Source organism: Flavobacterium hercynium (genome assembly GCF_002217285.1).
Taxonomy (GTDB): domain Bacteria; phylum Bacteroidota; class Bacteroidia; order Flavobacteriales; family Flavobacteriaceae; genus Flavobacterium; species Flavobacterium hercynium.
On sequence record NZ_MUGW01000010.1, the window covers coordinates 21,587 to 37,311 of the forward strand.

General features: G+C 33.7%; 6 protein-coding genes and 1 CRISPR repeat array (1 of these 7 cut by a window edge). All 6 genes read right to left on the reverse strand.

Annotation, left to right across the window (positions count from 1 at the left end):
- A CRISPR array of direct repeats spans positions 1–1,944; the repeat unit is 36 nt; unit sequence AATATCGTGTTTTCTAATCTTTAATCAAACCACAAC; it begins 595 nt to the left of the window's first position.
- A gap of 293 nt (positions 1,945–2,237) precedes the next feature.
- Positions 2,238–5,621 (reverse strand): type II CRISPR RNA-guided endonuclease Cas9, encoded by a 3,384-nt coding sequence (gene cas9 / locus B0A66_RS05310; protein ID WP_089048822.1) that lies wholly within the window; start codon positions 5,619–5,621, stop codon positions 2,238–2,240.
- Positions 5,622–5,954: 333 nt separating this feature from the next.
- Positions 5,955–6,515 carry a hypothetical protein gene (locus tag B0A66_RS05315; protein ID WP_089048823.1) on the reverse strand — a complete coding sequence of 187 codons (561 nt, stop codon included), beginning with the start codon at positions 6,513–6,515 and terminating at the stop codon, positions 5,955–5,957.
- Between the two features lie 11 nt (positions 6,516–6,526).
- Complete coding sequence (locus tag B0A66_RS05320) at positions 6,527–8,803, reverse strand: GH92 family glycosyl hydrolase (RefSeq protein WP_089048824.1); 2,277 nt, start codon at positions 8,801–8,803, stop codon at positions 6,527–6,529.
- 45 nt (positions 8,804–8,848) lie between these two features.
- Positions 8,849–10,639 (reverse strand): alkaline phosphatase, encoded by a 1,791-nt coding sequence (locus tag B0A66_RS05325; RefSeq protein ID WP_244283391.1) that lies wholly within the window; start codon positions 10,637–10,639, stop codon positions 8,849–8,851.
- A 266-nt stretch (positions 10,640–10,905) separates the two neighbouring features.
- On the reverse strand, positions 10,906–12,648 hold the full coding sequence (locus tag B0A66_RS05330) for a RagB/SusD family nutrient uptake outer membrane protein (protein WP_089048825.1): 1,743 nt from the start codon (positions 12,646–12,648) through the stop codon (positions 10,906–10,908).
- A 16-nt stretch (positions 12,649–12,664) separates the two neighbouring features.
- Entirely contained in the window at positions 12,665–15,634 is a 2,970-nt protein-coding gene (locus B0A66_RS05335; protein ID WP_089048826.1) for a SusC/RagA family TonB-linked outer membrane protein, read from the reverse strand.
- Positions 15,635–15,725: the final 91 nt, after the last annotated feature.

Here is a 15,725-nt window from a genome sequence, read left to right on the forward strand (position 1 = left end):
ATCGTGTTTTCTAATCTTTAATCAAACCACAACATACCAAGGCTCACTGTTTGCCGTATCAACAATATCGTGTTTTCTAATCTTTAATCAAACCACAACTTCTTGATGCGGGCGTGACATTCTTCCCTAATATCGTGTTTTCTAATCTTTAATCAAACCACAACTAGGGACCGGTCTAATGCCAATCCCGAACAAATATCGTGTTTTCTAATCTTTAATCAAACCACAACACCAAACCCCTGAGGTGTTGGAGGATTATTAATATCGTGTTTTCTAATCTTTAATCAAACCACAACAGGTCCCGCTGGCTTTCTGCGAAGCTTTTTAATATCGTGTTTTCTAATCTTTAATCAAACCACAACGCAATGATAGATATTAAAGAAGGATTGATAATATCGTGTTTTCTAATCTTTAATCAAACCACAACAAATATAAGATATAAATAAATGTAATATAGAATATCGTGTTTTCTAATCTTTAATCAAACCACAACATGAAAGAAATAAAATGTAATGAAGTATAAAATATCGTGTTTTCTAATCTTTAATCAAACCACAACTTAGTTTCCTCTTTCCAATAGATAACTTGTAATATCGTGTTTTCTAATCTTTAATCAAACCACAACATAGTAGACGCATTAACCTCGTTAGATATAAATATCGTGTTTTCTAATCTTTAATCAAACCACAACCGGTCTTAAATAATTCCGTTTCGTCCAATGAATATCGTGTTTTCTAATCTTTAATCAAACCACAACATGCGAAGATTTTAAAGTAATTGGTTTTGAAATATCGTGTTTTCTAATCTTTAATCAAACCACAACTTCCGGTTATCTTATATCTTGCAGCAGGTGAATATCGTGTTTTCTAATCTTTAATCAAACCACAACACGTACTTGTAATAGGTTTCTCCATCAAATAATATCGTGTTTTCTAATCTTTAATCAAACCACAACAAAGAATGTAAATTCAATCCATTCTGAATAAATATCGTGTTTTCTAATCTTTAATCAAACCACAACTCAATGTACGCCGTATGATCTATTGCCAAAAATATCGTGTTTTCTAATCTTTAATCAAACCACAACTAGTTTATTGCAATAAAACTGGATATGTTAAATATCGTGTTTTCTAATCTTTAATCAAACCACAACTCCTGCCTGGTAAAATAAATGTTTTTTGGAAATATCGTGTTTTCTAATCTTTAATCAAACCACAACGGGCTTATAATGTAGCAATTGGAATTCAGGAATATCGTGTTTTCTAATCTTTAATCAAACCACAACAGGGCTTGCAATGGATAAGGTTTGAAGTAGAATATCGTGTTTTCTAATCTTTAATCAAACCACAACGAAACTGTTTAAACCGAACAGGGCTAAAGTAATATCGTGTTTTCTAATCTTTAATCAAACCACAACAAGCCTTACGTCGATCCGGAAAAACCAGACAATATCGTGTTTTCTAATCTTTAATCAAACCACAACTCTGTTTACCTGAGTTTATCCAAACTAAGTAATATCGTGTTTTCTAATCTTTAATCAAACCACAACGTATAGAGTTTTCTTTTATTTCGCCCCAATAATATCGTGTTTTCTAATCTTTAATCAAACCACAACATATCTGATAAATATTCTTTTCCATAACGTAATATCGTGTTTTCTAATCTTTAATCAAACCACAACTATTTGGAACACTAAAACAGACGAGCATTTAATATCGTGTTTTCTAATCTTTAATCAAACCACAACAATTCGAATGTTGAACTTGTTGGATAAGGAATATCGTGTTTTCTAATCTTTAATCAAACCACAACTACTCAGCTTCAATAAATAGAAAGAATATAAATATCGTGTTTTCTAATCTTTAATCAAACCACAACTAATTGGAACGGTGAGATTGTTGGTACAAAAATATCATGTTTTCTAATCTTTAATCAAACCACAACATGAAAATGCTCCTACCATACGAATCTAAAAATATTTTTTTTATTAATCTTTAAGTTGTTTTTTAGAAATTAAAATTTCGGAAATTTATGTCAAAGAACCGTTATAATATTACCTTCAAATACTTTTAATCACTTCTTTCTTTTTATCTACATTAATTTGATAATAAATTCTTCTGCCTCAATCTGATTTTCAATCACTCTTCATAAGGAGTAGTTAAGAATATACTTTGTCATGTCATGTCATATCAACAATTTAAGTAGATATAAAATCATACCAAATTTTTGAAATGAAATTACATTTTTTGAATTTTTCCACTTACAGAAACTTTAACTTTAATTGGTTTAAAAGTTTTCCAACCTGTTTTACCATCACCAAAACTGTTAATTCGAATATAAAAAGGCTGAAAATTATTTTGTATCGATGACTCAGAACTTAATCTAAATTCATAAAATTTAGACGACAACTTCTGTACTCTAAACAAATTATTGTTTAACCTTTCATAATCTAAATCACTCCAGTTTATTTCATCTTCATCTAAATTAAGTAAAAACATATCATTTATATGTAAAGTAGTAATTATCTCTATCCCATCTATTGGTAATTGATAAACAGGAAAACCTTTTCTTTTTCTTTCCACAACCGTCCAAAACGTAACTACTTCTTCTTTTAAATTTCCTTTCTCATCTTTGTAGATAAGTACATGATGATTGTTTCTTGGATTTACCCATTGATTTAAATCATCTTTTAGCTGCTCGGCTTTTCCTATATTTTCTTTCAATCTTACTTTTAAAATAGGAACAGGATTCCCATTTTTATTAGGTAAAAAAATCTGTGGTTGTTTAACTCCGTTTGGATCAACTATAAAAAAAGTCTTTAAAGGAATTGTTCCTTTTACAAATCCTCCCAATTCCTGAATCCTTTTATGTATTATTTTTTTTATTGTTTCGTCTACTACTTTTTCTAGTTGTTTTTCAGTCGTTAAACTATCTATTGCTTTTCTAATATGAAATGCTTCTTCTCCATTAAAGTTTCTTTTTCCAAAAACAGTTTCTTTATGCAATTGTCCTCTCGCTGCTACTCCTGTATTTTTATGAGTATTTCCATTTTTTTCGGTTTTATTTGTTCTAACAGTTACAATGTTTTTAAGTCTTTTATGTGAAATTAATATTTTATCCACAGCTTTTTCTGCATCATACCTAAAGGTTTCCCAAGGCAGAGGAAACTTTTTTAAATCATAGTTTCTGTTGTAACGATTCCATCTCGATAACTCTTGCAAATAACTCGTTTTGCCACAAGCCAGTACTAAAGCATCTATCGCATGATGACGGTGATCTGCACGCGTTTTAATATTCTCTTCATTTAAAACATTATTTAAGCCCCATTTCTGACGGAGATTTGCAGTCATTTGACCTGGCGAAACAACTACTTTATTACAAATTTGTGCTAAATAATTTTTCGCTTCTTTACTTATAAATCTAGTATCATTGAGTTGTCTCGATGTAAAATCGTCGTCATATTTTAACTGCACAAATCTTTTAAATTTCTGGTATGCATTCGGATATTCTTTTGTATCTGAAAATAATTTTAATGCTCTTTCTTTAATACTTGACCAATTCGATTCATCGTTTCCATAAAATTCAAACGGCGTTCTATCTCCCTTTAGTCTGTTTTCATTCGCATAGCATAATGTTTTATTACTAAAACTATCATTTAGTGAACGACTCCATGGATGAATATGTTCTATTTGGATTTCACCTGTAAACAGTTTAGCAATAGGAATTGAAGCTCCAGTATATGGACAAGTTTGTTTACACTCTTCCCAAAGTTTAAATTTTAAAATAGTATCGTGAGAAACTCTGCTATATTTTTCAACTTCAGTTTTAACTCTGTCATTTTCTCTTTCTAATCGTTTTTGATCTCTGCGAATCTTATTTCGTTGTGATTTAGATATTTTCAAGTCACGAGCCATTTCAACTTTTATTTCATCAAACTGTCCATGTTCATCTATTAATTCGTTAACGAGTTTACGTAATTCAAACAACGCTGTAATGACAATAGGATTTCTAATAGCTTGAATTTCTTTATCAGCTTCTTTATCAGTTGGTAATTTGTCCAGTAGCCTTTTTACATCAATAACTATAGAATGATGGTAAAGTTTTTTTAATTGCTTATCCTCAAATCCAAATTCTTTACAAATTATATTTTTAATACTATCGATAAAACCTCCTGAAATTTTTGATCTAATAATATCTTCAATATTATCAATTAGTTCCAACTGCTTTTGATTATTTTTAAAGGTATCATTCTGCCACTTATCTCCAAAAGCGTTTTTAATTCCGCCCATTACAACAGCAACATCATAGGTATATCCTTGCTGCATAAAAGGTAAAATATTTCCAATTGCTTTTCTGCTTAAACTTGCATAGCCATCTTTTACATTAAATTTTGATATCGCAATGGCTTGGTCTTCGGTAAAATTCCAATTCTTAATAGCATATTCTTTAAGATTTGATTTGCTGTCAAAAAAATACAAAACATGCCAAATATCTTCTTGTTCCTTCTCCGAAAAATCAAACCATCTCTTACCGAAGAATTTTTTACTTGATAAATTAGATATAGTGTATGTTCCTACTATTTTATCATCATCTTTATAATTGAATTTAAATTCGGCGCTTTCTTTACCAATTGCTTTTCGTAATTTCTTAAACTCAATCTTATCAAAAGATAACAATAGTTCAATTATTTTTTCTTTTTCTTCTTGAGAAATTTTCTTTCCATTGTATTCTACTGTATTTACCCACTGATAAATTCGGAACATTTCAAAAGGAATAGCACTTATTGGACATTTAGTTTTTGTTGGTTCAAAAGTACAATTACCAACCAAATGTTTTTGTGAACGTAAAGGGCGTTGATGAAACAAAATTCCATCTTCTTTATATCCGTCTAATTTTCTTCCTCCAAATAGTGTTTTTAATTCTAAATCTAAATTCGAATAAAACTGCGCTTGTTTATTCCAAATCAATTCAAATTCATCAACATACATTTTACGAGTTGTATACCTATTCCTAATTCTCTCCAAGCCATCCTGAAAAGGTTGATTTTCTTTTGGATATATTTCGAATAGATAAGAACCCAGTGTTTTACCTTCAATGCTTTCTAATGTATCATCAATTCCAATTTTTCCTTCTTTTGGATTTCCTTTAAAAATAGCACCATCATCATTACCTCCTTTTCTACTATTGCTTAAAAATCCTCGTCTTTGAATTAAATGATAAAAAATTCTACCTATTTCTTCTAATGATAATTTTTCATTTAGAGCTTTTTGTCTAAGCTCATAAGGATTTAATGCAAACCATTTTGCTAACTTAACTGTTGGAAATAATTTTGTTTTATTCCAGTTTTCAAAATCTTTAGAATCCATTGGACACATACTATTTTCAGAAAGTTTTTGAAGTAAAATTTTCTTTCTTAGTCTTCTTCTAAAAAATTGACGTCGAACTCCTCTTGCTCCGGTTCTACTTGCATTTTTAGACATTTCATTATCGCCATCTCCAAGATTTTCAACTCCCATAGGGAATATTCTACTTCCAATACCTAATACTTTATTTAATGTATCATCTATTAATGCCCAACCAATACTATTTGTACCTAAATCTAATCCTAAAATCTTTGCCATATCTCTTAAAATTTATTACGTACGAAATGTAACATAAAAAAAATATATCAAAAAACGGTTTTCCTCATTAGAATCAATTTATTTTTTCTATACATTTGTAACTGATTAAAATTTCTAATCTTTAATCTTATCACAATAAGGCTATATGCCGTAGATGAAAATCTTTAGTCCTGCTTCGGTGGGACTTTTTTTATACATAATTATAACGCCTGACTAAAATCCGGCGCTACAAAAATTTGTTAAGCCAATGGCTTTATCTTAAATCTTACATGAAATACCTAACAGGTTTTGAAAACCTGTTAGGATAACGATAAACAATAACTTTAATTACTTCTATTCTATTTTCATTAAAGTAAAATCTATTCCCAGCGGATTTTTATCGACTTTACAGATTATCGGAAAATCAGGATTTTTTATAATCCATAATGCTGTGTTGTCAATTTGTGCTTTTACATGCAGCACATCTATTGCTTTTCCTTCTATGAAAACCTCATCATTTGGTTTTGGATTTACCACATCATAGGTTGTATTGTTGTATACAAATTTATTGTTTTGTACTAAATCCTGATAAGCTGAACGCGAAATCATAAAAAAAGTCTCGGTTGGTTTTAGATGCAAAACAGCTGTATTTTCGCCTTGATTAAAACTTAATGCTGTTCCGTTTTTTAAAGCTTGTTGTGCAATTACGATATCGCTTTTTACTCCTCTGGTTTCCAAGTGAAAAACCAGCGTATCTGAACTTACGTTTGCGGTTAGCTTCAAGGCTCTTGTCTGACCATGCAGTTTGCATTCGTAATGCAAGGTTGTATTGTTTTTGAGTTCCGGTACACTTCTCTGCGCTCCTGCGAACTGATAAAAGGCACAAAGAAGAAGGGATAAAAGTGCATTTTTCATTTGCTGTATCTTTATTTTGTTGGTGGTAAAATTGTTGTTCCCCAAGCCGAAGGTTTCGAATCCATTTCGAAAAGGAGTTCACCTCCATTCATAATATCATCATGTGAAATCCATGCCTTGTTGTGTGGCTTTCCGTTTAAAAAAGCAGCTTTTATGTATTTGTTTTTATCACTCCTTTTTTTAGTACTGATTGTAAAACTCTTACCATTTTCTAATGTCATGGTTGTTTGTTTTATCAAAGGTGTATTCAGTAAATAATATGGCTGTCCTGCGTTAGGATACAATCCCATCATGTGAAACGCCAACCAAGACGACATGGCTCCGGAATCATCATTGCCGGGTAAACCTTTGTGTGATGTATTAAAATTATTCTTGATGATAGTACTTATTCGGTCACTGCTTAAATACGGTTTTCCGATCCAGTGATACAAACATGGTGTTAAAAACGAAGGTTCATTCGCTACGTTATATAAATTTGAATTGAAAAAAGTATCTAATCGGGTTTCAAAGGCTTTTTCACCACCTGATTTGCGAACAAGCTCCGGAACATCATGCGGAATGCTAAATGAATATTCCCATGAAGTACCTTCGTAAAAGAATACACACCAATGACAAACGTACCAAGGCGATTCGATAATTACAGGTGTATATTTAAAAGTTGGTTTCTGAATTTTTGATTCTCCAAAAACAATATCGTCTAACCACTTTCCATTAGCATCTTTGGGCATTATAAATCCTGTTGCTCCTTTGTCCGTATAATCTGCGCGCCATAAGTTCTGCCAGCTGTCTGCCTGTTTCATGTAGCGCTCATAAAGTTCCATTTTATTGAGCCCTTTCGCAACAACTGCAATGTTGTAATCGTTATACGAATAATCGATAGTTCTGTTTCCTGCACGATCCGTTCCGTATGGTACATATCCTAATCGTATATAATCCAGTAAACCGCCTCGACCTTCTTTTTCTTCATTTCCTCCTGGTGGTACGGTAGCATCTTTGAGCATCGCTTTTAAAGCTAATTCATAATCGATACCGGTTAAGTTTTTTACAAAAGCATCGGCTAAAACTACCTCAGCATTCGAACCGCCTTGTGTTCTTCCGTTATCATTACCACTTCTGCCTTCCGGCAAATAACCTTCTCGTTTGTAGATATTCAGCATTGCATTAATGATTTCTACCTTACGTTTACTATCAATTAAGGTGATTAACGGACTTGAAGTTCTAAATGTATCCCAAATCGTATAGAAGTCATCATAATACGGTTCGTTATTCGTCCATAACGGATTTTCATTTGTTCGGTCTACAGGCATAATCATCGTATGATACAAACCTGTGTAAAACATTTTTTTATAATCGACAGAAGTATCTGCCGAAAGTCTGATTCGGTTTAATAACTGTTCCCATTTGTTTTCTAAAGTCGCTAAAACGGCATTAAAATCCCAATGTGGAATTTCTACTTTTATATTGTTTTTTGCTTTTAATTCACTCAAAAATGAAATTCCAATTTTTACATTAAGCTCTTGTTTGCCTTCGTTTCCAAAAGAAACCAATGCCGCTGTTTTTTTTCCAGAATCAAATTGTGCTCTGTCATTCGGATAAAATTTCCCGTCTTTGTAAGTAACGTGTTTCGCAATAGGCTGATCAAAAACGGCCCAGAAATAAACCGTATACGCACGACCATTATTCCATCCGCCTCGAATTCTGCTGTATCCACGAATTTCTGTATCAGAAACTATTTCTATTTGTGAACCAACAAATTGCTGTGCTTCTCTTCCGTCAGGCTCTTCTTGTTCTCCTAAGAAAAATCCGGGATCAATCTTTAAAGCTTTGACCTGATCTTTGGGATATGTAATACGATAAAAGGAAACTTTTTCGCCTGTTGTTATTTCGGTTTTTATTCCGTTTTCTTTAAAAACAGTTTCGTAATACCCCAGCTTTACATTTTCTTCGGCTCTAAAAGATGTCTGATCGAGTTTGTCTAATCCTCCTGAAAAAGGCATTATCTGAATGTTTCCGTATTTTGGACCTCCTCCTGTTCCACTTACATGCACCTGACTAAAACCGGTTACTTCTTTGGGAATTGGCAACCAACCGCTGTTAGGTCCTGCTGTACAATCTGGACTTGGTTTTACCATTCCGTACGGACATGAAGGCCCGACAAAAACTCTTCCCACTCCTTCAGAACCAATCATCGGGTCGACGTAAGTATGTACTTTTTCCTGAGCAATTACCGTCATTTCTAAAAATAACGAGATGCTTAAAAAAAGGATTGTTTTGGCATTTATTTTCATTTTTCTATTTTTTAAAAGCTCATTTTATAACCTCTGTAATTCGCCTTACTTTAATAGCGAAAGTATTTTATGAAACACTTCTGTATTTTCGTAAACACCTTGAAAATCCTGCGAATGTGGTCCGTATGAAAAAATAGGTACCATTGTCGCAGTATGATCATTGGTTATAAAATCGCCTTCTATTTTGTGGCTTTTCAGGTCTCCCTGTGGAATACCAAAACCTGATGTTTCGTGATCTGCTGTAATTACGACTAAAGTGCCTTCGTTTTTGTCTGCAAACATAAGTGCCTCTGTTATGGCTGTATCAAAATCTATAGTCTCGGCTACGATTCCGGCAGCATTATTAATGTGTCCAAAACTGTCAATCTGTGCTCCTTCAACCATTAAGAAAAAAGGTTTGTTCTTTTTACTTAAAAATTCAAGACTGTTTTTTGTAGCATCTGCTAAAGCATTTCCTCGACCTTCTAAAACAGATGGTACTCTGCCGGGAGCTATAAAAACACCAACGGTATCAGCAGTTGTGGTTTGCATTTCATTTATATTCTTCAAAACTTTAAACTTAGTTTCTAAAGTGGCATTTTTAAATGTATTGCCTCCGCCTCCAACAAACAGATTCAATTTACTTTTCAGTAAATCCTTTGCAATTCCTTCTGTATCTGATCTTTCTACCTTGTGTGCGTAGAATGAAGCTGGCGTTGCACCTGTAACCTCATCTGTAGTAATTACACCTGTAGCGAAATTTCTTTTTTGCAACAGCTCCATAATATTTACCATTGGCTTTTTTAAAGAATCTGTTCCAATGGCTCTGTTGTTTGTTTTTTGACCTGTTGCCAGAGCGGTTCCGGCAGCTGCAGAGTCGGTTATAAAATCATCTGCTGATTGTGTTTTTATAAAGCCGATACTTTTTAATTGTGTTACAGACAATGCTCCGCTATTAGCCAAAGCGGCTGATGAAATTTGTGACAATCCATTTCCGTCGCCAATTAAAAGAATTACATTTTTTACCGGAAGGTCTTTCTGGTCTGTTTTATAACTCGGCTTATAAACATTTGAAAAATTAGTAGCGGTTACCAATCTTTTAGGTAATGATTTTATATACTGCGCGCAATTGTATGGTGTATCGGTATTAATGATATCAACGCCTAATTCTGTAAAAGCTTTCCAAGCTGATTTTGTATCAGGACATCCCCAGAATCTAAAAGGTTTTCCAGTATTTTTTCCGGTTGCAATAACAGCACTTACTTTATCAAGATCTTCATGCGTTAGTCTTCCTAAACCATTCCAGACGGAATATTTTTTGAAATCAACACTAACCATTGCTACTTTTTCCCAATTTTCTTTTGAAATTGATGTCCCTAATTCCTGAAAATCAAAATATATAAAAGATGGATATTTAGTGTAAGTTTCCAGATTTGGTCGGTTTCCGGATATGATTATTTTTAAATTTTTATCACTGGTTAAGGTTTCATACTTTTTTAAAACTGAAATTAATTTATTAAGTGTTGCTTCGGCATTTGTTTTTATATCGATTAAAAAAAATAGCTGTTGCTCTTTTTTATATTTCATTTTTAAAGCAGTTTCTAAAGGCTTCAAATACAATGTTTCTAATGTTCGGGAAGCAGTGATATTTTCCTGATCATGCGAAACATACAAGGCATTATCTTTCAAAAAAATGTCGGCTTCTATAGACGATGCTCCATTGGCATAAGCATCCCAAAAAGGAATTGTCTGATTGTAATCGTTATGCGAATGTATTTTAAGTAAATCCTGAGAATACAGGGTACCTGCTCCTATAAAAGACAGGAACATTGTAATGACTAAAAATGAATTTTTCATTTGAAATAAATTAATGAATTTTGAGAAAACGGTAACAAACTTTAGGATTGGGGCAAAAAGGTCGTTAAAATAAAAACAGATTTATAGCTTGTTTTTATACTTAAAATGAAGCCGCAAAACAGCTTTTTTTGTGTAGGTTAAAAAGAATAAAAAAGTAAAACAGGGTGTTTCAAAAATTTTAAAACTACCCTCTCTTAAAAAAATAAAAAACAAGAAGACTGCTGTGAATAGCAGCCTTCTGATTAAACACAAATAAACAAACTTTCTTAATATCCTTTATTTTGTACTAAATATCCAGCGATGTTAGAGGCTCCGTCAATTGCTACTTGCGGAATTGGGAACAATCTCTTGTTTACATCAGTATCTGTTTTTTCAGTCCAAACATCTTCAAAATGTCCAAAACGAATTTGAGTAGTTCTTCTTATACCTTCCCAGTAAAATTCGAATCCATATTCTCTATACAAAATATCTAAGTTTATTGCCGGTAAAGCAGCTGGAATTGGAGCACGTGCTGTTCTTGACGTTCTTACTGTATTCATATCTGCTAAAGCACCACCATTATCTCCTTTTCTTAATTTAGCCTCAGCACGCATCATAAAAATTTCAGCATAACGAAGTAATACGATATCTACACTACTGTAGGTGTTTCCGTCAGGAGAAGTATGACTAAATTGGTATTTAGAAACTCTGTATCCTGATGAGTGCAAACTTCCTTCGTTCGTAAAATCGACTTTCAATTTAAGATCAACATACCCAACGTTTTTATCTGGTCCGTTTCCTTTAATTTGTTTCACAGGATAAATTCTGTATCCGCCATCACATTTAAAAAATGCACCACTGGCATCTTTTCTTGCAGCCCACGGAATTCCTCTCATGATTCCTCTGTCGATTTCAAAATCTTCTGCTTTTACACAGTAGTAATGATTTTGATCATTTGTCGGATTAAGTCCTGTAAGATCTTTTAGGTGTGCTGGTACTTTTGCATTGTCTTTGTAGAATCTTGAATCTGCATCGGCCGGATCTACGCTGCCATACGCATTAATCCATGTTTGATAAAAATCTGATGTAATAGCAGGACCATCTGTTCCGTCTGCATCAATTTTTTCAGGTCTTGGAAACATTGATCCCGGAATAGACCAGTATGCCCAACGGTTGTTTTCGTCTTTTAAAACACCACGCTGATCCAATGCAAAAATGATTTCTTTATTTGAATTGTTATTATCATCAAACAAATCAAAATATTCCGGTGATAAGTTAAATTTACCTGAGTTTATGATGTTGTCTGTATATTTAATAACATTATCCATGTCTGTTGCTGCAAATTTTGCTGCACCGTACGGATCACGATATACACCTGCATTTAGGTATAATCTCGCCAAAAGCCCCCAAACTGCTGATTGTGTCATTCTACCAGGTCCTTTGTCTTTATTGATCACATCTGCAACAGATAATAATTCGCTTTCGATATAAGAAACAGCTTCTGCTCCGCGAAGTACTTCTGAAGTAGATTTTGATATTTCTTTTTTAAACACAATTCCCCAGCTGTCTAATGTAAGCATGTTAAGATATGCTCTTAATGCTTTCATTTCGTAAAGTGCTCCTTGTGCTTCTGCATTTCCTGCTTCTGCAAGAGGCGTTAATACTTCGATAGCTGATAATGTTCTGGAAATATTTTTAGTAAGTGCATTCCATGTTGTAGTAACCAGATCATTTGTTGGTGTCGTAGTATGAGCATGAACGGCTAAATATTTTCCGCCATCAAACCAGTCTGTTCCTCCTCTGTAAGGCAAAATACCTTCGTCGCTGGCAATTAACTGCAAACCAAAATTATTGGTGTGGTACCATGTTGATATTACCTGACCGTAAGCCGGAGCAATTGCACCGCTCACTGCATCTCCTTGTCCGCTACCGTTAAGAGATTCATCTAATACATTCTCTTCTAGATCAGTACAACTCCAATTGAATAATAAACTCAATGCAAGGGTTGCTACTATTATTTTATTTTTCATGTTATGTTGTTTTTGATTAAAATGCTACGTTTAAGCCCAATAAAATAGTTCTGCTTCGTGGGTAGCTGAAGTAGTCGATACCAAAAGACTGGATATCACCAACTGAAGTTCCTGTGTTTATTTCAGGATCAAAACCACTGTATTTTGTGATTAAGAACAAGTTTTGTCCTGTTAGCGAAAGACGTAAATTGTCCATTACATTATCAAGTCCAATAGTTTTTGGGCTAATATTGTATCCTAGCGTTGCATTATTTAATCGTAAGAAATCACCATCTTCTAAGTATCTTGTAGAAACTGTATTAGAATTTGTAGACAATTCGTTTGGAAATTGTGAAGCTCTGTCTGTAGTGTTGAAAGAGTTTGCTAAACTTCCTCTGTTGAATGATGTCATCGCTACGTGATTGTAAATTTTGTTTCCACCAACTCCGTTAAAGTTTAAACCTAAATCAAAATTCTTGTATCTAAAGTTCAAATAGAATGCATACACATAATCCGGTAATGCGCTTCCTGCAACGATACGGTCATTGTCAAGAATTTCTCCGTCTCCATTAGTGTCAGCAAAATCATTTTCACCCGCTGCATTAATACCTTTAAAGTTGTACATGTAGAAAGAACCAATAGACTCACCATTAAGCACTCCGTTTATCGTTGCTCCGGATTGTCCTCCTCCTTGTGCTCCTCCTGTTGTCAGGATTTGATAAGGTGAGTTTTGTACTTTGTTTTTTGTGAAAGAAATGTTTCCTCCAATACTATACGAGAAGTCTTTGCTTTTATCACTGCTGTAATCTAAAGCTAACTCGATACCATTGTTTACAATTTCCATGTTTGGAATGTTTGTCCAGTATTTTGCTGTAGGCTGAATAGGATCCGGCGGTGCTACTTCTAATAAGATATTATCTGTTGTTTTGTTGAAATAGTCAATTGTTCCAGATAATCTGTTGTTGAATAAACTAAAATCTAAACCAACGTTTGCCTGTGTTGAAACTTCCCATTGAATATCCGGATTAGCCAAACGTGTATAAATTGAACCGTAAGGATATCCGCTTAAATCTGTAGCAGATGGGTCTAACGGGTACGTATCGTTTCCTGTATTACTTTCTGTATAACTTGCTTTTGTAATTTTAGAAGGAATCTCCTGAGAACCTGTTTGTCCCCAGCTTGCTCTTAACTTAAGATTGTTTACCACTTCTGAATCACTTAAGAAACTTTCTTTGCTGATGTTCCATCCTAAAGCAACTGATGGAAAATAACCATATCTGTTGTTTTTACCAAATTTAGAAGAACCGTCAGCACGCATTGTTGCTGTAAGCATGTATTTATTATCATATCCGTAGTTTACTCTTCCAAAGAATGACTGAAGCTCATTTTCTGTAGCAAACGCAGATTGTGTTGTTGGTTCACTAGCTGTTTGTGTCTGATATTTTGGCTCAACCCCATTTGTTGGGAATCCTCTTAAATTAAATCCTTTTTGACTTACTTGTGTTTTTTGGAAAGACTGACCTCCTAAAACGGTAAAGTTGTGTGCGTTTTTGTTGAAGGTATACGTTAAAGTATTTTCCGTTAAAACGTTGCTGTTTCTGGTAAAAACAGTATTCAAAGATCCTAAAGTCGTTTGTGTTGCTGTTCTGTACGGTAAAACCTGAATGTCTCTGTCAGAAGATGAATAATCTACTCCTAGATTGAATTTATATGTCAATCCTTTTACAATTTCGTAAGATGGTGAAATATTAGCCAAAATACGATTGTTGTTTGCTTCGTCAGAATAAATACTCTCACTGATAAAAGGATTCAAAACATCATTACTTAAATTAACGTTTGGTTCTCCGTTTACATAAGGTGCGTCTGTAGGATTCATTGTCAGCATATTTCCAACAACTGTTCTTGCATCCGGTCTTGAATTTTCAAGTTTAGTTGCTGTCATATTAAAAGCAACATTCAACTTATCATCTAATGCTTTTTGAGTTAAATTTAAACGCCCTGAATAACGTTTTAAATCACTGTTTCTCAAAACTCCTTCTTGATTATCTGCACCTAACGATGCCGCATATGTAGATTTATCAGTTCCTCCGCTCATCGATAAGTTAACATTTTGAGAAATTGCCGTGCGTGTTAATTGATCCTGCCAATCTGTATTAGCTCCGCCATCCAATAATTTTCCGTTGATAGCGCCTACTTGTGTTCTAAAATCGCTAGCACTAAAAACATCAACTTTATTGGCTAATGTAGAAATTCCGGTAGTCATCGAAAGGTTTATTTGTGTTCTTCCTTTTGATCCTTTTTTAGTTGTAATTACAACAACTCCATTAGCAGCTCTTGAACCGTAAATCGCAGCAGCAGATGCATCTTTAAGTACGTCTATACTTTCGATATCCTGCGGATTGATAAAGTTAAGAGGATTCGAAGCAACACCATTTGTAGTATTGTCTAAAGCAAATCCGTCTACTACATAAAGCGGTGTTGTTCCGGAACGTAAACTACCTACTCCACGAATAATAATATCCTGATTAGCTCCTGGTTCCCCACTTGCCGCTACAATGTTTACCCCTGCAACTTTACCCTGAATAAGCTGTCCTGCATTGGCTACCACTCCTTTGTTAAAACTTTCGCTTTTTACAGAAGAAATTGCTCCTGTTACATCTGATCTTTTTTGAGATCCGTAACCTACAACAACAACTTCATTTAAAGTACTAACCTCTTCAGTAAGAGAAATGGTCAATTTTTCCTGACCTGAATAAGAAACTTCTTTTGTTTGAAATCCCACATAAGACACTACTACAATACCTGCGTTTTGCTGTGACTTAATTGAAAACTTTCCGTCAAAATCTGTAGTAACTGCTCCTTTTGCCTGTCCTTTTAAATGGACTGAAACTCCTGGTAATGGTATTTTATCCGTGCCAGAAAGTATTATTCCTGATACCGATGTCTGCGAATAGGAATATGACATACATCCTAAAGCAAGAATTAACAATGCATAAAATTTTTTCATTTAAATACGTTTTTTCGTTTAGCCAAAAGTATTTTATGCAACTTGCTAATAGGGGTAATTTTGTTTCTCGAAAGAGGACTTTTGCGTCAAT